Annotated in this window: 26 protein-coding genes; 19 read left to right on the top strand and 7 right to left on the bottom strand. The window is 61.9% G+C overall.

Features of this window, described 5'->3' with window-relative positions:
• Positions 1-145: 145 nt before the first annotated feature.
• From nadC to AC0NID_RS35205, 4 genes are all read right to left on the bottom strand, one after another.
• Positions 146-1,033, bottom strand: a complete 888-nt coding sequence (gene nadC / locus AC0NID_RS35220) for a carboxylating nicotinate-nucleotide diphosphorylase (protein ID WP_473458177.1) — start codon at positions 1,031-1,033, stop codon at positions 146-148.
• Positions 1,030-2,577, bottom strand: a complete 1,548-nt coding sequence (locus tag AC0NID_RS35215) for an L-aspartate oxidase (protein WP_473458178.1) — start codon at positions 2,575-2,577, stop codon at positions 1,030-1,032. Before AC0NID_RS35215 ends, nadC begins: the two co-directional genes overlap by 4 nt.
• Positions 2,574-3,548: a quinolinate synthase NadA gene (gene nadA / locus AC0NID_RS35210; protein ID WP_473458179.1), complete on the bottom strand. Its 975-nt coding sequence runs from the start codon at positions 3,546-3,548 to the stop codon at positions 2,574-2,576. Before nadA ends, AC0NID_RS35215 begins: the two co-directional genes overlap by 4 nt.
• Before the next feature lie 64 nt (positions 3,549-3,612).
• Complete coding sequence (locus AC0NID_RS35205; protein ID WP_473458180.1) at positions 3,613-4,575, bottom strand: NUDIX hydrolase; 963 nt, start codon at positions 4,573-4,575, stop codon at positions 3,613-3,615.
• Positions 4,576-4,750: 175 nt separating this feature from the next.
• Between AC0NID_RS35205 and panB the strand changes: the two genes are divergently transcribed.
• The 4 genes from panB (at position 4,751) to AC0NID_RS35185 (ending at position 8,064) form a co-directional block, all read left to right on the top strand.
• Entirely contained in the window at positions 4,751-5,587 is an 837-nt protein-coding gene (panB, locus tag AC0NID_RS35200; protein WP_473458181.1) for a 3-methyl-2-oxobutanoate hydroxymethyltransferase, read from the top strand.
• Complete coding sequence (gene panC / locus AC0NID_RS35195) at positions 5,584-6,447, top strand: pantoate--beta-alanine ligase (RefSeq protein WP_473458182.1); 864 nt, start codon at positions 5,584-5,586, stop codon at positions 6,445-6,447. Before panB ends, panC begins: the two co-directional genes overlap by 4 nt.
• 167 nt (positions 6,448-6,614) lie before the next feature.
• Positions 6,615-7,340, top strand: coding sequence for a LuxR family transcriptional regulator (locus tag AC0NID_RS35190; protein WP_473458222.1), 726 nt, complete (start codon positions 6,615-6,617; stop codon positions 7,338-7,340).
• A 94-nt stretch (positions 7,341-7,434) separates the two neighbouring features.
• On the top strand, positions 7,435-8,064 hold the full coding sequence (locus AC0NID_RS35185) for an acyl-homoserine-lactone synthase (RefSeq protein WP_473458183.1): 630 nt from the start codon (positions 7,435-7,437) through the stop codon (positions 8,062-8,064).
• 652 nt (positions 8,065-8,716) lie between these two features.
• On the opposite strand, the gene AC0NID_RS35180 is transcribed toward AC0NID_RS35185, so the two are convergent.
• Both AC0NID_RS35180 and AC0NID_RS35175 read right to left on the bottom strand, forming a co-directional pair.
• A complete protein-coding gene (locus AC0NID_RS35180; protein WP_473458184.1) occupies positions 8,717-9,007 on the bottom strand; it encodes a hypothetical protein in 291 nt (96 codons plus the stop codon).
• A 3-nt stretch (positions 9,008-9,010) separates the two neighbouring features.
• Complete coding sequence (locus tag AC0NID_RS35175) at positions 9,011-9,400, bottom strand: hypothetical protein (RefSeq protein ID WP_473458223.1); 390 nt, start codon at positions 9,398-9,400, stop codon at positions 9,011-9,013.
• A 402-nt stretch (positions 9,401-9,802) separates the two neighbouring features.
• Between AC0NID_RS35175 and queC the strand changes: the two genes are divergently transcribed.
• The 15 genes from queC to AC0NID_RS35100 all read left to right on the top strand — a co-directional run bounded on the left by queC (position 9,803) and on the right by AC0NID_RS35100 (position 22,430).
• Complete coding sequence (queC, locus tag AC0NID_RS35170) at positions 9,803-10,501, top strand: 7-cyano-7-deazaguanine synthase QueC (protein ID WP_473458185.1); 699 nt, start codon at positions 9,803-9,805, stop codon at positions 10,499-10,501.
• Complete coding sequence (gene queD, locus AC0NID_RS35165) at positions 10,501-10,857, top strand: 6-carboxytetrahydropterin synthase QueD (RefSeq protein ID WP_473458186.1); 357 nt, start codon at positions 10,501-10,503, stop codon at positions 10,855-10,857. Before queC ends, queD begins: the two co-directional genes overlap by 1 nt.
• Entirely contained in the window at positions 10,854-11,588 is a 735-nt protein-coding gene (queE, locus tag AC0NID_RS35160; protein ID WP_473458187.1) for a 7-carboxy-7-deazaguanine synthase QueE, read from the top strand. The genes queD and queE overlap by 4 nt, the downstream gene beginning before the upstream one ends.
• A 268-nt stretch (positions 11,589-11,856) precedes the next feature.
• On the top strand, positions 11,857-12,219 hold the full coding sequence (locus AC0NID_RS35155) for a glycosyltransferase family 9 protein (RefSeq protein WP_473458188.1): 363 nt from the start codon (positions 11,857-11,859) through the stop codon (positions 12,217-12,219).
• Positions 12,220-12,641: 422 nt separating this feature from the next.
• Positions 12,642-13,691, top strand: coding sequence for a cation:dicarboxylate symporter family transporter (locus AC0NID_RS35150; protein WP_473458224.1), 1,050 nt, complete (start codon positions 12,642-12,644; stop codon positions 13,689-13,691).
• 252 nt (positions 13,692-13,943) lie between these two features.
• On the top strand, positions 13,944-14,660 hold the full coding sequence (locus AC0NID_RS35145) for a DsbA family protein (protein WP_473458189.1): 717 nt from the start codon (positions 13,944-13,946) through the stop codon (positions 14,658-14,660).
• Between the two features lie 399 nt (positions 14,661-15,059).
• The gene (locus AC0NID_RS35140; RefSeq protein WP_473458190.1) at positions 15,060-16,046 is read left to right on the top strand and encodes an ArdC family protein; all 987 of its coding nucleotides are present in this window, start codon (positions 15,060-15,062) and stop codon (positions 16,044-16,046) included.
• A 144-nt stretch (positions 16,047-16,190) separates the two neighbouring features.
• Positions 16,191-16,610, top strand: a complete 420-nt coding sequence (locus AC0NID_RS35135) for a DUF2958 domain-containing protein (RefSeq protein WP_473458191.1) — start codon at positions 16,191-16,193, stop codon at positions 16,608-16,610.
• Positions 16,611-16,694: 84 nt separating this feature from the next.
• Positions 16,695-17,036 (top strand): hypothetical protein, encoded by a 342-nt coding sequence (locus tag AC0NID_RS35130; protein ID WP_473458192.1) that lies wholly within the window; start codon positions 16,695-16,697, stop codon positions 17,034-17,036.
• Between the two features lie 305 nt (positions 17,037-17,341).
• On the top strand, positions 17,342-17,665 hold the full coding sequence (locus AC0NID_RS35125; RefSeq protein ID WP_473458193.1) for a DUF736 domain-containing protein: 324 nt from the start codon (positions 17,342-17,344) through the stop codon (positions 17,663-17,665).
• A gap of 166 nt (positions 17,666-17,831) precedes the next feature.
• Entirely contained in the window at positions 17,832-18,101 is a 270-nt protein-coding gene (locus tag AC0NID_RS35120; RefSeq protein WP_473458194.1) for a helix-turn-helix transcriptional regulator, read from the top strand.
• Positions 18,098-18,646, top strand: a complete 549-nt coding sequence (lepB, locus tag AC0NID_RS35115) for a signal peptidase I (RefSeq protein WP_473458195.1) — start codon at positions 18,098-18,100, stop codon at positions 18,644-18,646. The genes AC0NID_RS35120 and lepB overlap by 4 nt, the downstream gene beginning before the upstream one ends.
• Complete coding sequence (locus tag AC0NID_RS35110) at positions 18,634-19,308, top strand: lytic transglycosylase domain-containing protein (RefSeq protein WP_473458196.1); 675 nt, start codon at positions 18,634-18,636, stop codon at positions 19,306-19,308. Before lepB ends, AC0NID_RS35110 begins: the two co-directional genes overlap by 13 nt.
• Positions 19,309-19,517: 209 nt before the next feature.
• The gene (gene rlxS / locus AC0NID_RS35105) at positions 19,518-21,488 is read left to right on the top strand and encodes a relaxase/mobilization nuclease RlxS (RefSeq protein WP_473458197.1); all 1,971 of its coding nucleotides are present in this window, start codon (positions 19,518-19,520) and stop codon (positions 21,486-21,488) included.
• A gap of 552 nt (positions 21,489-22,040) precedes the next feature.
• Positions 22,041-22,430 carry a hypothetical protein gene (locus AC0NID_RS35100; protein WP_473458198.1) on the top strand — a complete coding sequence of 130 codons (390 nt, stop codon included), beginning with the start codon at positions 22,041-22,043 and terminating at the stop codon, positions 22,428-22,430.
• 408 nt (positions 22,431-22,838) lie between these two features.
• Here the strand turns inward: AC0NID_RS35100 and AC0NID_RS35095 are convergent, their stop codons facing one another.
• Positions 22,839-23,099 (bottom strand): hypothetical protein, encoded by a 261-nt coding sequence (locus tag AC0NID_RS35095; RefSeq protein ID WP_473458200.1) that lies wholly within the window; start codon positions 23,097-23,099, stop codon positions 22,839-22,841.
• Positions 23,100-23,346 lie beyond the last annotated feature (247 nt).

Genomic DNA, 23,346 nt, shown 5'->3' with positions numbered 1-23,346 from the left:
GAGTCTGTCGACCCTCCTCGGGCTCGCTATGATCGTCGATCAGCCCGATGAGCCTGAACCAGTTGGAGGGTGTGCCCCACAAAGATGCAGGCTCGCATGGAGCGGCTCCTGCGTCGGCGCGCTCCAGCGGAGGTGGGAATGGTTTTCATTCCATCTCCATCAGTTCAAGCGCGCGCCGATGCGCCGGCATATCCAGGCCGATGTCGAGGATGGGCGCGCTGTGTGTCAGCCATCCGACCGAGATGAGGTCGACCCCCGTCGCAGCAATCGATGGAGCCGTTTTCGGCGTCACCCGACCGGAGGCCTCGGTGATGGCGCGGCCACCGACCAGTGCCACGGCGCGGGCAAGGTCCTCAACCGACATATTGTCGAGCAGCACTGCGTCGACTCCCAGCGTGAGCGCTGTATCGAGCTGCTCAAGGGTCTCGACCTCGACCTCGATCTTCACCATGTGGCCTGCGGCGGCGCGCGCCCGCTCTATTGCCGTGCCAATGTCGCCGGCGATCGCGATGTGGTTGTCCTTGATCAGCACGGCGTCGTCGAGCCCGAAGCGGTGATTGGCGCCGCCGCCGACGCGTACGGCGTATTTCTCCAGCGCGCGCAGGCCGGGCGTCGTCTTTCGCGTGCACACGATCTTCGCCTTGTGGCCACGCACGGCCTCGACCATCGTCGCTGTGGCAGTGGCGATGCCGCTCAGGCGGCACAGAAAATTGAGCGCCGTGCGCTCGGCCGTGAGCAGGCCTCGCGCCGGTCCGCACAACTTGGCGATAGTCTCGCCCGCCGCGACATCGCTGCCGTCAGCGCGCCAGATGTGCATGTCGATCGCAGGCTCGACGAGCATGAAGGCGAAGGCGGCCAGATCGAGACCGGCAACGATGCCCATCTGTCGCGACTTGAGCACCAAGGTGGCCGTGCGATCACGCGGGATCACGGCGTCGCTGGTCAGATCACCGCATCTGCCCAGGTCTTCGAGAAGAGCACCGCGCACGATTGGCTCGATCAGGGTTGAGGGAAGGGGTGAGAACGAATTCATGTCAGGGTGCTCCGTATCGGCGCCCGCCAGCTGAGTGCGACGGCGGTCTGTATTGCGCTGCGCAGTGTCAGCCGTGACTGGCGCGCATCTGCATCGCGTCCGGGGAAATCGGAACGACAGTGCGAGCCGCGGCTCTCTTCGCGCCGCAGGGCCGCAATGGCGATCATCAGCGCGACCAGGGCGGGGCCGGAGGCAGCGCTGTCGTGAGCTGCAATCGGCAACAGGGTCGCCACCCCGTCGCGTAGCGTCTCGCCATCGCGGATGATGCCGAGCGCGGCCGAGACGATTGGGCGGATGCCGGAGGCGTCTGGCCGTCGAGGCACGAATGCGGAACACACGCGCGGTCGCCGGGTGTGTGATACGTCGGCGACGCTTTCAGCAACCCAGCTCGCTGTGACCGCCGCTTCGATAAGCGAGTTGCTGGCGAGTCGGTTCGCGCCGTGCAGACCGGTGCATGCGACCTCGCCACATGCCCACAACCCCTCGATGGAGCTGCGGCCGGCAGCGTCTACAGCGACACCGCCCATGTGATAATGTGCCGCCGGGCGCACCGGGATCGGGTCGGTCGCGGGATCGATGCCGGCCTGGCGGCACAAATCGGCGATTGCCGGAAAGCGCTTGTCAAATCTGAGGCCGAGACATTGCCTTGCGTCCAAGAACACACGGCGTCCGACAGCGAGCTGGTGCCAAACCGCGCGCGCAACCACGTCGCGAGGCGCAAGCTCGCCCCCGGGGGTTTCAGCGAGGAAACGCTCTCCTTGCTCGTCGATGAGCACAGCACCCTCGCCGCGCACCGCTTCGCTCACCAGCGGCATCGGCCGCCGCGGACCCTCGAGGGCGGTCGGGTGGAACTGCACGAATTCCAGGTCGGCGAACTCCGCCCCGGCACAGGCGGCGAGGGCGAGCCCCTGTCCACATGAGCCAGCCGGGTTTGTCGTTTCGCTAAACAAGCCGCCGATGCCGCCGGTCGCCAGGACCGCGCGGCGCGTTGGCAAGGCGATGGCGCCCGTGCACCCGGCCGCGACCACGGCGATGATCGCCCCGTCTTCCACGATAAGCCGGCGGGCCTCCACGTTCTCCAGGATAGTGATGGAGGCTGTGCGCCGTGCCGCGGCGATCAGCGCGCGGACCAGCTCCCGACCCGTGGCATCGCCCGCCGCATGCACGATTCGCCGCTGCGAGTGCGCCGCTTCAAGCCCGAGCCGCAACGCGCCGTCAGCGCGTCGGTCGAATGCCACACCGAAGCGTTCCAGAGTCCTGATCGCTTCGGGTGCAGCTTGCACCGTTCGCCGCACCGTCGTCACGTCGCAGAGGCCGTCGCCGGCTGCGAGGGTGTCACAAAGATGAAATTCGGGACTGTCCTCGCCGCCGACACTTGCCGCAAGACCGCCTTGGGCGAGTTGGCTGCAGGCTCCGGTTCCCAGCCTCGCATTGGACAGAAGCACAACCGGTTCTGGCGCCAGATGAAGCGCCGTCATCAGGCCTGCCACACCGGCGCCGATGATGACCGGCGCCCCGCCGATGTCATGAACGTCGAGGCTCATATGGAAAGCATACGCTCGACCGAACGGCGCGCGCGCCCTGCAATTCCGGGATCGATCCGAACCTCATGCCGGTTCTCCTCGAGTGCGACGCGAATGTTAGCCAGTGTGATGCGCTTCATGTGCGGACACAGATTGCAGGGGCGGACGAACTCGACCTCGGGATGCGCGACCGCGACATTGTCGCTCATCGAACATTCCGTTAGCAGGACGACGCGCGGCGGTTTCTCCCGCTCGACATATTCCAACATGGCCGCGGTCGAGCCGGAGAATTCCGCCTCTGCTACAATCTGTGGCGGGCATTCGGGATGGGCGAGCACGATGACCCCTGGATGCGCATCGCGCAGTTCCCGGATGTCGGCCGACGTGAATCGCTCATGCACTTCGCAGTGGCCCTTCCAGGCGATGATCTCGACCTCCGTTTCCGCCGCCACGTTTTTCGCCAGATATTCATCGGGCACCATGATCACACGCGGCACGCCGAGCGATTCCACAACCGCCCTGGCGTTGCCCGAGGTGCAGCAGATGTCCGACTCCGCTTTTACAGCCGCCGAAGTGTTGACGTAGGTGACAACCGGGACCCCCGGATAGCGCTGCCGCATCAGCCGCACGTCTTGTGCCGTGATCGAATCGGCCAGCGAGCAACCGGCGCCGAGATCCGGGAGGAGGACGATCTTGTTCGGATTGAGCAGCTTGGCCGTCTCGGCCATGAAATGCACGCCGGCAACCACGATGATTTGCGCCTCGACCGTAGCCGCCTTGCGGGCCAGTGCGAGGCTGTCGCCGACAATGTCGGCCACGCAGTGGAAGATCTCCGGCGTTTGGTAATTGTGCGCAAGGATGACCGCATTGCGATTGCGCTTCAGCGCCAGGATGGCTTCAATGTCGCTGGTGAACGCCGGCCATTCGACCGGCGGGATCACCCGCCGGACGCGCTCGTACAGGGACGCAGCCGTAGGTAACGCCCCAGTCATCAGCGCCTCCGATTATATTCGATCTGACAATAAGGGGAATATGTCTACCTTGACTATAAGTATGTCAAGCCCGCGTGAGCGGCAATTTTGTTCCGGCCACAGCCCTGTCGTCGACGACGGCATGGCGGAACCGATAGAGCTTTGCCGGCCGCCCGCCCGTCTCGAGGGAGGTCTCGCCAGTTTCCTCGACCAGCTCTTGCTGCTCTACAAGTCTTCGGAAGTTCGGCTTGTTGATGAGCCTCCCGGCGAGCGCCTCCACGGTCCGCTGCAACTGAAGCAGCGTGAACGACGGTCTCATGAGTTCGAACACCACCGGCCGGTACTTGATCTTTGAACGGAGCCGCGCAACGCCGGTCGCCAGGATTCGTCGATGGTCGGCGATCATTGCCTTGCCAGATACCGCCGCGGGCGCGACGTGCCGCCCGCCACCAGCCTCTTCGATCAGGGCGGATTCGTAGAGCAACTCGTAGCGTTGGAGCGTGAGTTCCTCGTTCCAATTGCGGTCATCGAAACCGAAGGCAATCGCGCCGCGCTGCCGGCGTTCGCGTCGCGTAGTGGCGTCGCTGGCGCCCTCAGCCCACTCAATCAGGCGTGGTCGTAAAATCTCGAGCACCACGGGCGTGCCGGAGCGATGGTCCTCCCAGGGAAAATACTCGTACCAACTCCGCCACCCACAGTTGGCGGAGCCCGTTGCCTGGTCCATCCGAGTGAGTGCCAGATAGCTGATTGAGATGGCGCGTTCCTGGCGCTCGGCCCCTATGCGGTCCCGATCAGCGAAGGTGTAGAGCTGCTCGATGTACCCCAGCGGGTGGCCGGTCTGTTGCTCCACCCAACCCCGTAGACCGGCTTGCAGCGATCGATGCTCTAGCGCATATGGTCCGGACGGAAGGGTGTCCGCGTTCCCGATCGTGAGAAGACAGGGTTCACTGTCGTTTACGGCGACGACAACGGCGATCAGGTCCACTTTTGCTTCGTCGGCCTTGAGAGCGGCTCTGCCTTTTCTGGTTCCTTTTCCCTGATGGTCCATGTTCGCGATAATGAGTTGGCCCCAAATGCAGGGTGATTGAATCGATTGAATTTAAGCGATGCTGCACGAACGTCAACACCGCACAACTGGATGTCTTTTTTAGCTCTTCGCACGCGCACAAAAATATGCCAAACGCGACACCCGCGGCGGGTAACGCTAGGGAAGGATGCCTCGGGTGAGCGCAACTGGTGAGACAAAGGCGATGACACCGCCGGATGTTCGAATGCGGAAAGGCCAGACTCCGCTCGTCTGCCTGACGGCCTATACGACGCCGATCGCCAGACTGGTTGATCCACACTGCGACATCGTTCTCGTCGGAGACAGCGTCGGCATGGTCCTGCACGGCCTCTCGTCGACGCTGAGCGTCACCCTCGACATGATGATCATGCACGGCCAGGCGGTGCGCCGCGGTCTGGTGCGAGCATTGATGGTCGTAGACCTGCCATTCGGTTCCTATGAAGAAAGCCCCGAGCAGGCCTTCCGCAACGCTGCGCGCCTGATGGCGGAGACCGGTTGTGCAGCGGTGAAGCTCGAGGGGGGGCAGACCATGGCCGAGACGATCCGCTTCCTCGCCGCGCGCGGCGTGCCTGTCATGGCCCATGTCGGCTTAACGCCGCAGGCGGTCAATACTCTCGGCGGCTACCGCGTCCAGGGGCGCGGAGACGATGCCGAGCGCATCAGGCGCGACGCCGGTGCGGTCACGGAAGCCGGCGCTTTCTCGGTGGTGCTGGAGAAAGTGCCCGAGCCGCTCGCACGGCGCATCACTGCGGAGATCGCCATCCCCACAATCGGCATCGGCGCCTCGCCCGCCTGCGACGGCCAGATTTTGGTCAGCGATGATATGCTTGGGCTTTTCGGCTCTTTCCGACCGAAATTCGTCAAGCGTTACGCCGAACTGGGCAACCAGGCCGATGCGGCGATTGCGGCTTATGCCGCTGACGTGAGGGAACGGCGCTTTCCGGCGGCCGAACATCTCTACGCCAATGAGACGAAGGCCGGAGACGTCACATGAGCGTGCCGATCGTTCGAACCGTTGCCGAACTCCGCGCTGTTGCCGCGGGATGGCGTCGCTCAGGCGCCCGTGTCGCCGTTGTGCCGACCATGGGAGCCTTGCATGAAGGCCATCTGAGCCTCGTGCGGGCCGCGCTTCAGAAGGCCGAGCGGGTAGTCGTGACGCTGTTCGTCAATCCCAAGCAGTTCGACAGTGCCGCCGACCTTGCCGCCTATCCCCGGACGGAAAACGAAGATGCTGCCAAGCTCGTGCCGACAGGCGCACATCTGCTCTATGTACCGGATGCAGACGAGATGTATCCAGCGGGCTTCGCCACGGCCGTTTCGGTGTCCACTCTCAGCGAGGGCCTGTGCGGCGCCTTCCGGCCCGGCCATTTCGATGGCGTGGCGACGGTCGTGGCCAAGCTCTTCCTGCAGACCGGCGCTGACTTCGCCTTCTTTGGCGAAAAGGATTTCCAGCAGCTTCAGCTTGTCAGGCGCTTGGTCCGGGACCTTGACATCCCGATCACGGTGGTCGCATGTCCGACAGTCCGCGAAACCGATGGTCTTGCACTATCGTCGCGCAATAGCCGGCTCTCGCCAGCAGAACGCGCCATTGCCCCAAAGCTGGCTTCGGTCTTGCTCGACACGGCTGAGCGGCTTGCGCGTGGCTCTCCTGTCCTGCCCATGCTTGATGAAGCGCGCGCAACAATTCTGGCGACAGGCTATCGCGAAGTCGAATACCTGGAACTTCGCGGCGAGGCAGATCTGCAACCGCTGACGAGCCTTGACCGACCGGCACGCTTACTTGTGGCGGCATGGCTCGGCGACATACGGCTCATCGACAACATAGGAATGTCACCGATCGGTGCAACAAATTAGACGCTCGCGGCGCTGAGTCGCCGCACAAACAGCCTCATTAACCAAAGTAGCAGAGCAATACCGGCGATCAAACTGACGAACTCGCACACGTTGCCTTGATCGCCAATCATTTAGACCAAGGTCTCCGCCTGCAATCGAGCAACGGCACGGAGGTTATGCAAGCGCAGATGCATCGCGTTTTTGAAGATTTCCTTGAGCAACTCTCCGAAAGCGTCGATGCGGTCGATCTGTGTGAGGCAATGGCGTCTGCCGCAGCCGCATTCGACTTTCCGCACTTCGCCTATTTCAGTTACCCGTCGGCCTCCTGCCAGAGGCCGCGCTTGATTTCAAATTATCCTTCATCCTGGACATCACACTATATGCAAATGCGCTACCACAGCCATGATCCGGTCATCCTGCGCGGGCTTCAAGGCTGGGACATCTTTGATTGGGGTGTGGATCGACCTCGGCAACATCTCGCGTCTTCACAGCAACAGATTCTAGAAGAAGCAGCTCGATTTGGCATTCGTGGCGGATTGACCATGTCGATGCACGACCATCGCAGCCGCTTTGCGGCGCTGACCTTCGCTTCCGACCAGTCCCGTCCGCCTCTCTTGCGGTCACTGACACGTTACGAAAAGGCATTGCAGCTGGTCGCGATCAGCTTTCATATATATGCCCGGCGCAGGCTCGCCGAAGATTGCGTGGTCGATGGCGTAATCCTGACCCCGCGAGAATTCGAATGCTTGAAATGGGCGGCGCGCGGTAAGTCCGCCTGGGATATCAGCCAGATCCTCGGCGTCTCGAAACGCACCGTGACCTTCCATCTGGAAAACGCCAAGGCAAAGCTTGGCGTGCGAACCATAAACCAGGGCGTAGCACGGCTGACTGCTTCCCGTCAGTGGAGATCCTGACTCGTTTTGTTGGAAAGCTGTAAAGGTCTACAGGCTGCATCAATGTCGGCTTTGCTCTTCGATAGCGGGAACACATCCTGCACGGAGGCGACAGATGATGCAGCTGATAACACCTGAGCTCTACGGCGAGTTTCCAAACGAGCTCAACGAAATGCACGGGCTCAGGCATCGGGTCTTCAAGGAAAGGCTGGATTGGGAAGTTCAGACCGAAAGCGAGATGGAAACAGACGCATTCGACAGCCTGAACCCCGTCTATCTGCTTCTCAAGGGATCCGACTGGCGAATTTGCGGTTGCGTCCGTCTTTTACCGACTACCGGACCGACAATGTTGCGCGATACCTTTCCGATGCTGCTGGGGGAGACCGCGGCGCCCGCGAGTGCCCGCATTTGGGAGAGCAGTCGTTTCGCACTCGATCTCCCTCCATCAGCGCCTAAGTCTGGCGGACTGGCGCAAGCAACCTACGAGCTCTTCGCCGGCATGATCGAATTCGGCTTGGCGAATAATCTCACTCGGATTGTGACAGTGACCGATACACGCATGGAACGGATCCTGCGTCTCGCAACGTGGCCGTTGACGCGCATCGGACAGCCCAAGCCGGTTGGTAACACGAAGGCGGTCGCCGGTTTTCTCGAGATTTCCCACGCTAGCCTCAAGCGCATCCGCTGGAGGGGACGTCTGAACGGACCTGTATTATGGCAGCCGGTTCTCGGCCCGTCGGCCTAGCGCTTAACGATGCTCAGCCTGACCAATGCTCCTGCCCGCGGGCGCTACCTACGGTTGATATGCTGGCCGGACCGCGTAGTGCGAAGCTTCTATTCCGGTCGATTCCCCCGCACGACCTGGCTCCAAGAAGTTTAGGTGCATTCCGCAATTCCGACGTCACCGCGCCAAATGGCGCGCCCCGCCGCAGACACCCGAGTTTTTGGACGCCGTAAAAGCCCGGATTTCTCTACGCCGCAAAAAAGCAGCAACTCCGGAATCGTCACAGAACAGCCAAGGCCTGCACCGCTGGACGATTGCTCCTTTCAGCGGTACCTTCTGGTACCAAAAAAGCCCCGGCGCTGGGTCGATGCGCCGGGGCTTTGGGCACGTACGAGCTACACCAACATGTCCGCTTATGAACGTGAGCTAATAAAGTGAAGGAATGGTGAATCGCGCAACGGGGTTCGTATTCATGCTCCCATGTAAGAAGTGTTGCAGTTGTGTGTGTCAGCAAAATGGCGTGGCATTCAGCGGTGACGTTGGCGTGGCCGCCGTGCAGCCCCCGTGTTTAGCGGAGCGGCGGACATGGCGGGCCGCGTCTCAGGCGGCCAATGCCCTCAGGTTCTCTTTCTTGTGCTCGCGCAGATGATCCATGTTGTGGTAGCGGGTCGCCTCAAGCCAGTTCTCGTGGATCTCCACTGATTGCGCGATTTTCCTGCTCGATTAACTGCAGAAGCGCGGCGTAACTGCCAAGCAGGCGCACCGGAGTAATATTTTCGCGCAATCCCTGTAACGTGAAGGAGAAGGTAACTAAGGAGCGCGGCTCGTGCGCGTGAGGTATATCCGAACGTGTGCAGCAGATCGTCGCGCTCTCCCCGGACACATCCGCGCGCCACAGAGCCTCGGTGGCCGGCCGCTCGGACGCGCAGGTGGAGCCAAAAATCCACAGATGCATTCCGGTCATATGCTAGCTGCCAAGCATATGACCGGCATTTCGCAAGGCGCCTAGGAAGACACCGGCATGGACGGTGACATCGATCTTGGCCTGCATTGACAGGGGCATGCTGGCCCAGTTCTCCAATGGCGAAATGAAATGTGAGAAAGTGCCATTGACCATGCAAGAGCGGGTAACAAGGCCTTGTCTGTCCAACGCGACCACGCCCGTCTGGTCGGCTCGATATCGGATGGCTGCGATCCGCTGGACCTCTGAGTCACCATCGACCCTCACGTCAAAAACCAGGACACCGTGGCTTCTCATGGCTATCTCTGCGGCTTTTTGGTTGAAGCTTAGGGAGAGTGAGCGGACGCTTTCGACCGCCATCTGGAAAATCGCCAAATCCAGTTCATCCAACGCCATGTAGGCTATTGCGCGCAATATAGGGGTGATTGCAACGGCGGATTCGTGTTGCAGATCGAACTGATCCTGAAGCGGGGCGCGCGCACTGTCCTTGAACTTGGGCTTGTGCACTCCCGCCATTAACTAACTCCGTTCCTTCCTCGTTGCTTCGCCAATTTTCCGTAACGCAGATTTGGATAGGTCAGCTTCTTTCCCACCAATGCCTCGAGTCGCTTCGCATTTGTCCTTCTGAGCATATGCTTGGGTTTGGACACCATGAAAGAGCCCGCTGTCGGCGCCCGGTGCGCCACGGCACGTCAGCGATCAGACTCCACCGGGTTCACAAAGTTGACTCGCTGGGGTAGGGGGACCGCAGAGAAATCTCCGGTCGCAGCCTTACCCGGTCAAAACAAGGATACCACGATGAAGACTCTCGTCATCTGCTCCGGCGGATTGGACTCCGTTTCCCTTGCTCACAGCGTGGCAGCGGAGCACGAGCTCGCCGGCCTCCTGTCTTTCGATTACGGCCAACGGCACAGGAAAGAATTGGGCTTCGCCGCTCTCTGCGCGGAGCGACTGAACACTATGCACCAGATCATCAACATCCCCGAAATCGGCCGCGGCCTCTCCGGCTCAGCGCTTACCGATAATGTCGACGTGCCGGACGGCCACTACGCCGAAGACACGATGAAGATCACGGTAGTGCCGAACCGGAACGCCATCATGTTGGCAATTGCCTTCGGTCTCGCCACCGCGCACAAGGCCGAAGCGGTGGCAATGGCCGTACACGGTGGGGACCATTTCATCTATCCAGATTGCCGTCCGGCCTTCATCGAAGCTTTCCAGATGATGCAAGACCGCGCGCTGGAAGGCTACGCAGAGATTCGCCTTTATACGCCCTACGTCAACCTCACGAAGGGCGACATCGTCCGGGATGGATCAAGACACGGAACGCCATTTGCGGAGACCTGGTCGTGTTACAAGGGCGGCGAGCGTCACTGCGGACGGTGCGGGACCTGCGTGGAGCGGCGCGAGGCGTTTCATCTCGCGGGGCACGCTGATCCTACCGACTACGAAGACCCTGTCTTCTGGCTCGAGGCGCTGCGGAGGAGGAGCGCCTGATGTTCCGCATCACCAAGGAATTCCACTTCTCGGCCTCGCACCAGCTCACCTCTTTGCCACCGGAGCATCAGTGCGCGCGCCTGCACGGGCATAACTATATCGTCGAAGTGGAACTTTCGGCGAAGGACCTGGACGCGCACGGCTTCGTGCGCGACTATCACGATCTGGCGCCGCTCAAACGCTATATCGACGAGAGCCTCGACCATCGGCACCTCAACGAGGTGCTGGGACATGAGCAAGTCACGGCGGAATACTTGGCCAGACATTTCTATGAATGGTGCAAGGCACGTCTGCCGGAAACCGCGGCCGTGCGGGTGAGCGAAACCCCGAAAACCTGGGCGGAATACCGGCCGTGACGGACACGCGTCCCGCAATCCGTGTGAGCGAGATATTTGGGCCCACGATCCAGGGCGAGGGAGTGCTCATCGGTTTGCCTACAGTCTTCATCAGAACCGGCGGGTGTGACTACCGGTGCTCCTGGTGCGACAGCCTCCATGCGGTGGAAAGTCAATTCCGCCACGAATGGGAGGTGATGCCAATCGATGCGGTGTGGCAAAGCGTCGTTGCGCTTTCCGGTGGCCGGCCAGTGATGGTGTCGCTGTCAGGCGGCAATCCGGCCATTCAGCCCTTCGGTGCGCTGATCGAGCGAGGCCTTGGTGAAGGTTACCGTTTTGCGCTGGAAACCCAAGGTTCGGTGGTCAGCGACTGGTTTGCGGATCTTGATGTGCTGGTTCTCAGCCCAAAGCCGCCGTCAAGCGAAATGAGGACCGATTGGGCTGCATTCGAGGCGTGCATAGAAGCGGCGCAGCAGAAGCCGCAAATCGTGCTCAAGCTCGTTGTTTTCGACGAGAAAGACTACGCCTACGCCAAAGACGCCGCGGCGCGATTTCCGCGCCTTCCGGTCTATCTGCAACCCGGCAATCACACGCCACCGCGCCTTGCCAATGAAGACGCACCTGTCGACCTGGACGGAATAATAAAACGCATGGAGTGGCTTGTGGAAAGGGTGACACACGACAGGTGGTTCGAAGCACGCGTGTTGCCGCAGTTGCACGTTATGCTCTGGGGAAACAGGAGAGGCGTTTAGTCGCGCCTGTGCGGGAATTGCGCCCGCGGTTTTTCGGTTCGACGGCTTGGCCGCCATTTGGCGGCGTTTTCGAATTACAGCTTGCGCGATTGGCCGATTGAAAACTTCGGCAAACTTGTCGCTGCTCTTTCTCCCGTAGTGTGGTGATCCTCGTCGGCCGTGGCGAAAGCCGGGAAGCGCTTGAGGAGGTTGCGATGACAGCTCGCGACCGTGGAGCCGCGGAGATTCGAACGGCTGTCGACTTGTCAGAATTGGAATTCAATCAATCATGAATTCGGCCGCGCTCGTGGTGTCGAACAATTCAGGCACTGGGCATGTCGCTGCCCAGCTTGGCCGCCCTACTGTCGGAATTTTCACCGCGTCACATCTGCCGGAAATTTGGGGATTTCGTGGTCCCCTGGTCAGCATGCTTATGAGCGTTATTGAATGTCGCGGATGTGGTCTGGACAAAGTGTGGCGCTGCCCAGTCAAAGTCCGCTGCAAGCTCGACATCACGCCCGATCTGGTGATTGCCGAGGTGGACGCCTTGATGAATTATTGTAAGGGGCGGGACAAACTTATTGTGGCACGTGGGCGGTGCGGCCAGAACGACGATCGCGCGCGAAGAGGCAGCTCAGGGCCCATGCCGTAACACGGCCGTCGATTACTCCATCTGTGGAGCGACAGACTATACGGATCGCGGTAGCGATCCCCTGTCGACAGCGGTGTTTGATATCCGACAAGCTCAGCCGACCGGGCGATGGCTTGGACATAGCCATAGCCAGATGTCGACCATCTAGATCCCGATCGCAGCCACCAAGGCAAACAGATTGCCTCGACGACCTTTCGGCCGCTGCCACGCCGCATGTCCGCCGACGGTCTGCCCTTGCATTTAAGAGGGCACGCGCCTGCGGCGAATGCGGCACTGCGTGAGAGGTCCTGCGCGTTATCGCACCGCCGCTGCTTGGCACGGCACTTGCGCCAGAGATGGCAGCAGCGTTCGGCCGGAGCGCCGCCAGTGAACGGCCCTTGAAGCGAGGAAGAGCCCGACCCGATCCGGCAGGGAGAGAAACGGTGTTAGCTCCACAACTCCACAGCGCGAACGCCGGGCCTCGTAAGCCCCATATTGCGCGGCTATACGTTCAGGTGCTTGCCGCCGTCGCCCTTGGCGTTGCTGTTGGCTTTTTCTATCCGGGGACCGGAGAGGCTCTGAAGCCGCTCGGCGATGCTTTCATCAAGCTCGTGAAGATCATCATCGCGCCTGTCATCTTCCTGACAATTGCGACCGGCATCGGCGGCATGAACGATCTCAAGAAGGTCGGCCGGGTCGCCGGCAAGGCAATGATCTATTTCCTCGCCTTCTCGAGCCTCGCATTGATTGTCGGTCTCATTGTCGCAAATTTCGTTCAGCCGGGTGCCGGCCTCAACATCGATCCAGCGTCGCTCGATGCTCAGGCCGTGAAGGGCTATGCGGCGAAGATCCACGAGCAGTTCGTGACCGGCTTTCTGATGCCGTCAATCGTTGGTGCCTTCGCCGAAGGCGACATCCTGCAGGTCCTGTTCTTCTCGGTCCTGTTCGGCATCGCTCTGGCGATGGTCGGCGACACGGGCAAGCCTGTGCTTTCTTTGCTTCAGGCGGTCCTTGCGCCGGTGTTTAAGCTGGTCGGCATTCTGATGAGGGCCGCGCCCGTCGAAGGGGCGAGCGCCAGGCGTTCGGTCGTGGGCCTCGGCATCCCCGCCGGATATTCATTCAATCTGCACGGCACCAATATCTACATGACGCTGGCCCCCCTCTTCCTCGCCCAGGCGACGAACACGGATCTGTCGATCGGCGGTCGGATCCTGCTGCTGTTCGTCGCCTTGCTCTCTTCGAAGGGAACAACTCGCATTACCGGCGCGGGCCTCCTCACGTTGGCTGCAGCGCTCTTTGTCGTTCCGACCGCCCCAGCTGCCGGCGCGACGCTTATTCTTGGCGTCGACCACTTTATGTCGGAGTGCCGTGTGCTGACCATTCTTCTCGGCAGCGCAGTGGGAAGGCTCGTTGTCGCCTGGAGCAGGGCGAGCCGGATGATGGACGACTGGCAAAGGCTCTCGCGAGCCGGTCATTCGGCGCTCGGGCGTTGAAGGGCAGATCGCCCGGCGTGATGACCGGTGGTCTCTGGCAACTCGCGAACGCCGCTCAGCTATTGCAGTCAGCCCATTGGAGCGAAGCCGTCATAAAGCAACCGCCAGATGGCGCCGGCATCGACATTGTGAGCCCCCCGCGACTGCCGATACTGCGGGAACTGCCGGGCAAGCGATCCAAAGCGACGACCAACTTTCACGCCAAAAGGCCAGCCGTTGCTGCCCCGCTAACGGCTGATTGGAGCCCGACCCATGTCAAAGCAAAACGCCGTCCTTGTCGCCGTAATCGGTTTTTTAGTCCTCGCCCTGTCCGTGCTGGGTACGCTAAGGCGACAGCCAGATAGGTTGACGACCTGCAACGGCTCGGAGATGAACGCCTTGCTCGCGGCGGACTTGAGGATACTCATTCCGCAGCATCGCGACGCACTCCTCAACGACCTCGCTTCGCCAGTCGCCGGCAATCCGCAGGGCGACGTCCCTTTGGTCTCATTCCTCGACTACAACTGCCCGCTGTGCAAGGAAATGGACCTCATTCTCCAGCAAGCCCTCAAGCATGATCCCAATCTGAGGATTGTGCGTAAACAGCTCCCGGTCCTGGGACCTGCTTCCGAATTCGCCGCGCGTGCGGCGCTCGCCTCCCACAAACAGGGAAAATATGAGGCGTTCAATCGCGCCCTTTTTGCTTTTCCCGGCTTGGTGAACCAAAGAACCACCCTAGTCATTGCGGCACGTGTCGGCCTCGATGTTGAGCAGCTCAAGCGGGATATGGAAGGCCCGGCCATCACCGAAGCCATCGCACGCGATCGCGCGCTCGCGAACGAGCTGTACATCACCGGCACGCCGGCGTTGGTGGTCGGCGACGAAGTGATAGCCGGGGTGGTAGAGACGGCCGGGCTGCGAAGCTGCATCGCCGATGTGCGCGCAAACGCCAAGGTTCAGTCTTCCACAGCTGCAAAATCGGCATTTTGACCGCATCAACTGCTCTCGGGACCAGAGTCCTGAGCGCCCGCGCGCCTGAAGGCGCGCGCCGGGTGCTCGTGTACCGAGCCCGCTTTTCTTCAACAGGCTCAGGCGGTCTCGGCCATCCGGCTTCGCCCCCTGACGCGGGCAGCCTGTCGGCTGCTGACGGTCGCCGGCCAGCTGGCCGGCGTCGATTTTTGTGGTGGCCTTCCCCCGGTGGCACGGGGTGGGCGGCACTCCCTTCTAGGCCAGCCGCGGCATCCCGCAACCCTCCGCTTGCCGCTCCGGGTCCTCCTCTTCGTTCCGGTCCTTCGGATGCGGTCCGCCTTCTACGGCGGGCCTTCCGGTCGCTTTCGCCGCCCACCCCGCTTCCGGGGAGGGCGCGATTGGCGAATGGAGGACCAGACAATGCGTGCAAACAACAAGCGTTCCGGCAGCCGAGGGGCAGGCTCGGGCAAGGGCGGGCGCTCAGGCGCCAGCCTCTACCAGGAGATCACAGACCGCATCGTTGCCGAACTGGAGCGCGGCACCGTGCCATGGGTCAAGCCCTGGGGCAGGGCAAAGGCAGCCCTTGGCCTGCCCAGGAATGCAGCCACCCAGCGCCGCTATTCCGGCATCAATATCCTAATCCTGTGGGGCGCCGTCATCGAGCGCCCATACCCCAGCCAGAACTGGCTCACCTTCCGGCAGGCGCTTGCCCTTGGCGGCAATGTCAGGAAGGGCGAGCGCGGCACGACCATCGTTCACGCTGACCGCTTTATTCCCAGGGGCGAAAAGGAACGCGCCAAGGCTGACGGCGACGAACCGCAGGCCGTGCCTTTTTTGAAGCGCTTTACCGTCTTCAATGTCGCGCAGTGCGACAATCTTCCCGACGATCTCCATGCCGCCGCCGAGCCGCTGCCGACGCGCGAAATCGTCCCGCAGGCCGAGCAACTTATTCGCAGAAGCCGTGCGGATTTCCGTATCGGTGGCGATCGCGCTTTCTACATGCCCGGAAGCGACACCATCCAGGTGCCGCCCCAGCCGGCTTTCTTCCACCAGATCGACTACTATCGGACCTGCTTTCACGAGCTTGGCCACTGGACCGGCCACCCGACGCGACTCGCGCGCGACCTGTCAGGCTCATTCGGCTCCAGAACCTATGCGCGCGAGGAACTGGTCGCCGAGATGGCCGCAGCCTTCATCTGCAGCAGTCTCGGTATCGAGCCGACCGTGCGCCATTCCGATTACATCGGCTCATGGCTGACGGTTCTGCGCGAGGACAATCGCGCCATTTTCCGCGCCGCCAGCCATGCCTCGAAAGCCGCCGATTTCCTGCTTGGTCTCAATGCCGACGTCGAAAGCGAGGCGCATGCCGAGATCGAAGGTGAGGCGAATGCCGAGATCGCCGCGTGAGCGCGCTCCATCGCCATGCGCGACCGCCTTGCGCTTCTGACGGCGCGCCGATGCGCGCCCGCGCGCGGCGCACCAGCCGCTCGTATCCGACTGTTTCAAAAAGCCGCACTCAATCAGCCCGAACCGTCTTGAAGGAATTCCGCAATGATCCTGATCACCGATGAACTGCGCGCCCGGCTCCTCGCCAACGGCGCTGCCGACACCGAAACCGACCACGCACCGGTCGTGAAACTGTTCGATCCGGCCGGTCCTGCGATCTGGCTTCTTACCGAACTCGATGCAGACGGCGACACGCTGTTCGGCCTTTGCGACCTCGGCTTCGGCTTCCCTGAACTCGGCAGCGTCAGCCTTGCCGAACTCGAATCCATCAAGGGTCCGCTCGGACTGGGCATCGAGCGCGACCTTTATTTCATAGCGCGTTTTCCGCTGTCCGTTTATGCGGAGGCCGCGCGCAGCGCCGGCCAGATCACCGAAGCCGAGCGGCTTCTGCGGCAGGCAGCGGAAGCACTTGCCAAATCCAATTCCGAGCTTCCGCCAGACGTGGCGGAGCCAGGGCGCCGCTAGGCGCAAACCCGTCCCCGCCGCATCGGCCTTCGGTCTCCCCGGCGGGGACAATCGCACCCCAAACGAAGGAGAAAGACACGAAGCTTGCCCATATCCCCGCTCGACCGACTGAATATTTCCGCCCTCAACATGCGCTACGGTAAACGCGCGCCCGACCTGTCCGACATTTTGCCGTCCGTCCGCGCGCGCGGCGTCCTCGTGCCGCTTCTGGTGCGGCCCCAACGGCTCGAGACCTGGCTGCCGCGCTGGATGAATCGCGGTTGCTGCATGTTCGAGCTTCCTTTGCCCCGCATCGCGCAGCAGAATCCAGTCCGGCAAACTCCTGATCCCCATGGATCAGCCCGCCCGCGCGATGCCTGCTCTGCGCTCAACCTGCGGTCACGATCTCGATCGGCGTGGGCACCTGATCAGCCGCAGGCCTTGTAAATTCCCGCCCCTCCTGCCTGGCTGTAGCGACCGCGTTTCCCATGCTCTCCTGCTCTCTTCAAGGACCATCCCCTGCGGCTGGCTTGTGACCTATGGGCGGATCCGGCCGCCCGAAACCCTCGCCGATCAGCTTTTTTCCCCGCCGCCTGCGGCGGCTTCCTCGCGCCGCTTCGCTTCAAAAAAACTGCCCGCTCGGGTCCTCCGCTATCGCTTCGGCCCTGTCGGGTTCAGGCGGTCCGGACGCGCCCATTACGGTCCGCCATCGCAGGGGATGGTCCCCGGCGACAGCAAAAGGAGACTTCGAAATGACCGCGATCGGTTACGTCAACAAGCAGGAAAACGGCGGCTACAAGGGCCAGCTCAAGACGCTCAGCGTCCGCGCCGAAATCGACATCGTCCCCAACCAGGCCAAGAGCGCCGACAACCATCCCGACTTCCGGGTGCTGACGCAAGGGGTCGAAGTTGGCGCCGGCTGGATCCGCACCGGCGAAACCTCCGGCAAGGACTATGTGAGCCTGTCGATTGCAGCGCCGGAGTTCGGACCGCGCAGGCTCTACGCCAATCTCGGCCGCGCCGCCGGCCAGGACGATGACGAGACCTACGCCATCATCTGGAACCCGGCCGACTGACCGGCCGACCCGAGCCTCGCGCCCCAGCCGGCGCGGGGCTCATTCCCAGGCGCTCCAGCCAAACCCGCCCCGGCGAAAACTCTCCCCCGGACTCTTCGCCCGTCCCGGAGGCGATCTCACTCGCCCATCCTCGCCCTCGCTTGTCCGAAGCGAAACGAGGATCACCATGGACGACGAAAACGAACGCGCGGCCCGCGCCAAAAAGGGCAGTCCCTTTCTCAGCACGGCCCAAGCCGCCTTCTATATCGGGCTCTCCCAGCGCACGCTGGAAAAGATGCGACTCAAGGGCGGCGGCCCGAAATTCCGCAAGCACGGCCGCTATGTCCGCTACCACATCGACGAACTCGACGGATGGTCGAAAGGACACCCGCAGTACGCCGGTAATGAGGGTGGCGAGGCCGGTTCCGGCCAAGCCGGCCAGGGAGGCCGAGCATGAGCCGGCGCCCTTCCATCCGTCTGATCGGCAGCCGCCTGCGGCGCCTCCAGGCACGCAAAACCATCGCCGCTGCCGTGATTGGACTGACCCTGATCGGCTTCGCCGGCACCGTCAAACCATGGCCCTGGCTGGTCTGGAACGCCTCGGCCAGCGCGCCCGTCGGCCTCTATCGCCTCGGGTTTGCAGCACCGGCTCGTGGCGATCTGGTGCTCGTCCGCCCGCCAGAATCGCTCGCCGAACTCGCCGCCCAACGCGGCTATCTGCCCCGCAACGTGCCGCTGGTAAAACGTCTTGCCGCGCTGCCGGGCGACGAAGTCTGCACCTTCAATGACGCGGTCATCATCGACGGCGAGATCGTTGCGCGACGGCTGGCGAAGGATACCAGAGGCCGCCCGCTGCCACGGTGGAACGGGTGCCGGACACTCGCCGACAACGAAATCTTCCTAGTCGGCAGCGACGATATTCGGTCATTCGACAGCCGCTATTTCGGGCCGGTGCCGCGCGCAAATGTCGTCGGGAGGCTCGTGCTGCTATGGACCGAGTGACCCTCCTGATGTTCGGCATGATCGCCTTTGCGCCATGCGCCTGTTCCGCCTCGACCGGCGCTGAACCGGTCGCCATCTCCCAAATTCCGCACCTTCAAAGGTGGCACGAGTTCACAGGCGAAGCGAGCAGACGCTTCCGTATTCCTCAGGCCTGGATTTACGCCGTCATGGATGCCGAAAGCGGCGGCAAGACCATGCTCGACGGCCGCCCAATTACCTCACGCGCGGGCGCAATGGGCCTCATGCAGGTGATGCCGGAAACGTATGAGGACATGCGTGCCGAATACGGTCTGGGAGCCGATCCGCACGATCCGCGTGACAATATTCTCGCCGGAACCGCCTATCTCAGCGCCATGTTTGACCGCTTCGGATTCCCCGGCCTGTTTGCCGCCTATAATGCAGGACCCGAGCGCTACGAAGAGCATTTGAAGCGTGGGAAGCCGCTGCCCAAGGAGACAGCTGCCTATCTTAAACAGCTCAGGGGAAAGGGGATTTCGGCGGACGACATTGATCAATTCGAAGGGGACTCCAAGGCGCCAAACAGCCAAAACGCTCCCTCCGGCCGCTCGCTCTTCTTCCTTCGTAACGGCGTTCGCGCAGGCGAAGCGAAAGGCGATCTCTTTGTGCCGCTGCGCGCTCGGACAAAACCGAATGGCGGGTGACTCGGCGAGCGGGGCGGTTTTGCGGGGCGGGAAAGAGCGGGTGCGGAAGCCGGAAAGCGGAAGGGCGGCGTAAGGCAAGATAAAGGCATTGCCTCCAGGAGGCAGCGACGTCTTTGTCTGCACATCGTTTTTTCTGGAGGCTGCTGGCAGAGCCGGGAGTGTGGAACACGCAAATATCTGACACTGCTTGAGATTTCTGGGAGGCCACGATGCAGGATGACGAATTCAGGCCGAAGCTCGGCAGAATAGGTTCGCGCGGCTCGAAGGCAGGCAAACGCTTCGCCAGCCAGGTCCGGGCGGCGATTAACAGAGCCGGCGGCCGGCCGCAGGGCGGCGGCCGCTTTAACGGCAGCCGGGCAGGGCGCGGTGGAGCGGCCGCCGCGCTGCTGAAATCACGCGACAGGTATGCTGCCTTCCGGCAGCGGCGGGTGGTGGTCAAGGCGCGCGTCGTCAAGCTGGCCGGCAAAGGCCAGGGTGGGGCGCGTGCGCATCTGCGCTACATCCAACGCGACGGCGTTACCCGGGAAGGCGCGCCTGGCGAGCTCTACGGCGCCGACAGTGATCGCGTCGACAGCAAGGCCTTCCTTGATCGTGCCGATGGCGATCGGCATCAATTCCGCTTCATCGTCGCACCCGAAGACGGCATCCAGTATGACGACCTGAAGCCACTCACGCGCCGGCTCATGGCGCAGATGGAGGAGGATCTCGGCACGAAGCTCGACTGGGTTGCCGTCGATCATTTCAACACCGGCCACCCGCACACCCATATCATCGTCCGTGGCAAGGACGACCGCGGCGAGAACCTCGTCATCGCGCGGGAATATATCTCAAGCGGAATCCGCGAACGGGCCGCCGAGCTGGTCAGCCTCGATCTCGGTCCACGAACCGATCGCGAGATCGAGCACCGCCTGCGCCAGGAAATGGAGCAGGAGCGCTTCACCAGCGTCGACCGGCAACTGCTCAGCATGCGCGACAGCGATGGACTGGTTTCTCCGGTCGGCCGCGACGCCTTTCGACAGACCCTGCACCAGGGCCGCCTGCGCAAACTCGGACGGATGGGTCTGGCCGAGGAGATCAGCTCCGGCCGCTGGCGCCTCGACGATGAGCTCGAAGCGACACTGCAGCGCATCGGCGAGCGCGGTGACATAATCAAGACGATGCACCGAGACATTGCGGGTAAAGGACTATCCCGAAGTGCAGCCGACTGTGTGATCCACGATCAATCCGGGCAGCTCGCGCAACCTTTCGTTGGCCGCCTTGTGGCGCGCGGGCTTGCCGACGAGATCAACGACCGCCACTACCTCATTGTGGATGGGGTGGACGGGAAAAGCCACTACATCGATGTAGGCAAAGGCGAGGCCACCGAACCGACGCCCGACGGCTGCATCGTCCGTGTCTCGCCGAGAAACACCGGGCCGAGGCAGGTTGACCGCACCGTCGTCGAGATCGCTGCCGTCCATGGCGGGCGCTACAATGTTGATATCCACCTGAAGCATGATCCGTCTGCCAGCGAACGCTTCGCCGAAACCCATGTGCGTCGTTTGGAAGCCATTCGCCGCGAGACCGGCACTGTCAGGCGCGAAGCCGACGGCACATGGATTATCGCGCCGAACCATCTCGACCAAGTCGCCGACTACGAGCGCAAGCGAGCCATGGCTGTGCCTGTTGTCGTCGACAAGCTCTCATCAATGCCGCTGGATCAGCAAATCGGGTTCGACGGTGCCACCTGGATCGACCGGGAAATGGTTTCCGATGCACCAGAGGCCCTGCGCAACTCCGGCTTTGGCCGTGAGGTGAGGGAGGCGCAAGCCCGCAGGCGGCAATGGCTGATTGCTCAGGGTCTCGCGCATGAAGAGCAGGACCGCACCGTCTATCGCGCCAACATGATTTCGATCCTCCGCCAGCGTGAACTGAACCGTGTTGCCGGTCAGCTCTCGGAAGAGCTCGGTCTGTCCTATGCTGAAGTGCGACCCGGAGACCGGGTACAAGGCACTCTCCGCCGCTCAGTTGAGCTCGCCAGCGGCAAATGCGCCGTTATCGAGAAATCGCGCGAGTTCGTGCTGGTCCCGTGGCGGCCGGTGCTCGAGCGGCATATCGGCAAAGAGATTTCTGGCATAGTGCAGCGAGACGGTATCTCCTGGAACGTCGGTCGGCAAAGGAGTGGTCCTAGCGTTTCATAACTTGTGTGGTGTGCCTTGGACTGGCCCGGCTAGAGTTCGACCAAGGCGCTCCGAGAGCGTGAGTGCCACCAGCTCTGGCAGGTCTATCGGATAAACGATAGCGCGCCCGTGGCCAATTGCGATCCCATTTAACCAAGATGCTCGGGCTCGCGCCAGATCGCCGCTAAGCTTGCCGGAGCTCGCGCAAACGTCGAGGACATTTGCTGAACCAGCTCGACAAAAACAAGGGATCGAGCTCCTCCCGGCTGCTGTCGCTGTGGATGCCCTTCCACATGGCATGAGGATAAGGGCATTCCGAGCAACGAGCCGCCTCCGCTTCAATGGCTCGCGAACGATCTGACGAGGTCGAACAGTTTGGCCATGCGCTTCGAGCATCAGAGTATCGCCGCTTTCCAAGCTGATCGGTGGACGAGGTGAACCGCTCTTATGCTCGGAAAAGGCGAGACTCGTCGCACCGATGGTGTGTAACGATGTCGACATCGGCGATAAACGTTACGAGCATCGTCGGCTGTAGGCGAGCATCATGCTTCCGTCCCAATTCGGGAGGGAGCCATGAGCAGCCCCAACACCTCGAAGATTGGCCTCGCCTACTCAAAAGACCGCGACCGTGCGCAGCCGATTCATAACCCAGCAACGGCACATAAAAACGAACTGTTGCTGCGCATGTCTCCGGCCGACCCGCAATTGCTCAGCCCACACCTTCACCGCAGCTATCTGCCATTGAGAACCCAACTCGAAACCGCAAACGCCCCTATAGAGGCTGTCTACTTCTTTGAGATGGGGATCGGCCCGGTGGTGGCGAAACTCCGGCCGGAGCTCGACGCCGAAGTTGTCGTCATCGATTTCGAGGGCACGAACCGGCTCGGCGTCGATCATGGGTGTGTCGGTAGCTTTTCAAGTAGTCGGGTTTTTGTAGCACATCAGCTGTCCGTTTTGGGTTGATGGCGAAGCCCGGATGAAAGCGGAAGAACACCCGGGGCCGCTTGCTGGTTCAGGTGACTGCCACGGCAGGCTCCTGCGCATGTGCTTATCGCTGCCCTTGCGCCGTTTCCGGTGAAGCGCCGACCTCGTGTCGAGACGCAGTCAAGGTTGGCCGCCGCGCTGCCGAGGGCGCCGGCTGCGATGCTTCCAGGCCACGCCTTGAGGGGCGTCGAGCCGCCGGCCGGGATGTCAGCGTGCCGATGGAAGTCAGGGTCGTTGCCACGCGCTGTTTGGCATTGTCCAAAACTGATGAGTTTGGCGCAAGTTCCAGACGGCCGACAGTGCGCGTGAGCAAACATGCAGGAGTTTGCCAAGGCGGCCAGCAAGGCAGTCGAACAGGCAAAGGGAAGGTCCGGGTGACTGCATCCCTCAGCGGCGACGAAGACGTCCGCCATGCCTCTCTGCAGGGTTTCTGAGATGACGAGTAGCCCGCCGCTTCGATCTGATGAGTTCAAGCAGCTCAGCCTCATCCGCGTCAGCCTCTTCTTCCAACGCGACTAAAATATCCAGGGCGAGATTGTCGGCCTCCAACGATGAGCGGGCGATATGCTCGTCACTGCATATCTGGTCGAATACCCGTTGGCATAGGTCGAGATCGGCAGGGTATAGACCGGCCCGTTTGAACGGCATTTTGAAAACCCCTAAGCATTGTAGCAGTCAATGGATCTAAGGGCCGTTAACTGGGCGAGTCAACAGCATGTAAAAAGCGGACATTGCGATGATCGTTACGCCTCATCCGACTACGGAAACTCGTCCCAACTGGCGGTTGGTGGACGCAAGCCGGCACCGCGCGTACCGTTTCTCGCTGGTCAACACGTCCTCTTTTATCCACTGGCTGGATGGCAGCCATCCCAACAATCGATTTTACCTGTTTTAC

The organism is Mesorhizobium sp. WSM4821, assembly GCF_055901555.1.
Note: the sequence above shows the minus strand (reverse complement) of the source record. Positions and strands in the feature narration are given on the sequence as shown.

What these genes read in the sequence shown, in the direction of transcription:
- AC0NID_RS35145 (WP_473458189.1), top strand. Translation starts at nt 13,944, where the DNA reads ATGTCAAAGCAAAACGCCGTCCTTGTCGCCGTAATCGGTTTTTTAGTC.
- AC0NID_RS35205 (WP_473458180.1), bottom strand. Translation starts at nt 4,575, where the DNA reads ATGGACCATCAGGGAAAAGGAACCAGAAAAGGCAGAGCCGCTCTCAAG.
- AC0NID_RS35155 (WP_473458188.1), top strand. Translation starts at nt 11,857, where the DNA reads ATGAATTCGGCCGCGCTCGTGGTGTCGAACAATTCAGGCACTGGGCAT.
- AC0NID_RS35175 (WP_473458223.1), bottom strand. Translation starts at nt 9,400, where the DNA reads ATGGCGTTGGATGAACTGGATTTGGCGATTTTCCAGATGGCGGTCGAA.
- panC (WP_473458182.1), top strand. Translation starts at nt 5,584, where the DNA reads ATGAGCGTGCCGATCGTTCGAACCGTTGCCGAACTCCGCGCTGTTGCC.
- queC (WP_473458185.1), top strand. Translation starts at nt 9,803, where the DNA reads ATGAAGACTCTCGTCATCTGCTCCGGCGGATTGGACTCCGTTTCCCTT.
- AC0NID_RS35135 (WP_473458191.1), top strand. Translation starts at nt 16,191, where the DNA reads ATGATCCTGATCACCGATGAACTGCGCGCCCGGCTCCTCGCCAACGGC.
- AC0NID_RS35190 (WP_473458222.1), top strand. Translation starts at nt 6,615, where the DNA reads ATGCATCGCGTTTTTGAAGATTTCCTTGAGCAACTCTCCGAAAGCGTC.
- nadA (WP_473458179.1), bottom strand. Translation starts at nt 3,548, where the DNA reads ATGACTGGGGCGTTACCTACGGCTGCGTCCCTGTACGAGCGCGTCCGG.
- AC0NID_RS35120 (WP_473458194.1), top strand. Translation starts at nt 17,832, where the DNA reads ATGGACGACGAAAACGAACGCGCGGCCCGCGCCAAAAAGGGCAGTCCC.
- AC0NID_RS35125 (WP_473458193.1), top strand. Translation starts at nt 17,342, where the DNA reads ATGACCGCGATCGGTTACGTCAACAAGCAGGAAAACGGCGGCTACAAG.
- AC0NID_RS35215 (WP_473458178.1), bottom strand. Translation starts at nt 2,577, where the DNA reads ATGAGCCTCGACGTTCATGACATCGGCGGGGCGCCGGTCATCATCGGC.
- AC0NID_RS35100 (WP_473458198.1), top strand. Translation starts at nt 22,041, where the DNA reads ATGAGCAGCCCCAACACCTCGAAGATTGGCCTCGCCTACTCAAAAGAC.
- queD (WP_473458186.1), top strand. Translation starts at nt 10,501, where the DNA reads ATGTTCCGCATCACCAAGGAATTCCACTTCTCGGCCTCGCACCAGCTC.
- rlxS (WP_473458197.1), top strand. Translation starts at nt 19,518, where the DNA reads ATGCAGGATGACGAATTCAGGCCGAAGCTCGGCAGAATAGGTTCGCGC.
- AC0NID_RS35110 (WP_473458196.1), top strand. Translation starts at nt 18,634, where the DNA reads ATGGACCGAGTGACCCTCCTGATGTTCGGCATGATCGCCTTTGCGCCA.
- lepB (WP_473458195.1), top strand. Translation starts at nt 18,098, where the DNA reads ATGAGCCGGCGCCCTTCCATCCGTCTGATCGGCAGCCGCCTGCGGCGC.
- AC0NID_RS35185 (WP_473458183.1), top strand. Translation starts at nt 7,435, where the DNA reads ATGATGCAGCTGATAACACCTGAGCTCTACGGCGAGTTTCCAAACGAG.
- AC0NID_RS35180 (WP_473458184.1), bottom strand. Translation starts at nt 9,007, where the DNA reads ATGACCGGAATGCATCTGTGGATTTTTGGCTCCACCTGCGCGTCCGAG.
- AC0NID_RS35095 (WP_473458200.1), bottom strand. Translation starts at nt 23,099, where the DNA reads ATGCCGTTCAAACGGGCCGGTCTATACCCTGCCGATCTCGACCTATGC.
- AC0NID_RS35140 (WP_473458190.1), top strand. Translation starts at nt 15,060, where the DNA reads ATGCGTGCAAACAACAAGCGTTCCGGCAGCCGAGGGGCAGGCTCGGGC.
- nadC (WP_473458177.1), bottom strand. Translation starts at nt 1,033, where the DNA reads ATGAATTCGTTCTCACCCCTTCCCTCAACCCTGATCGAGCCAATCGTG.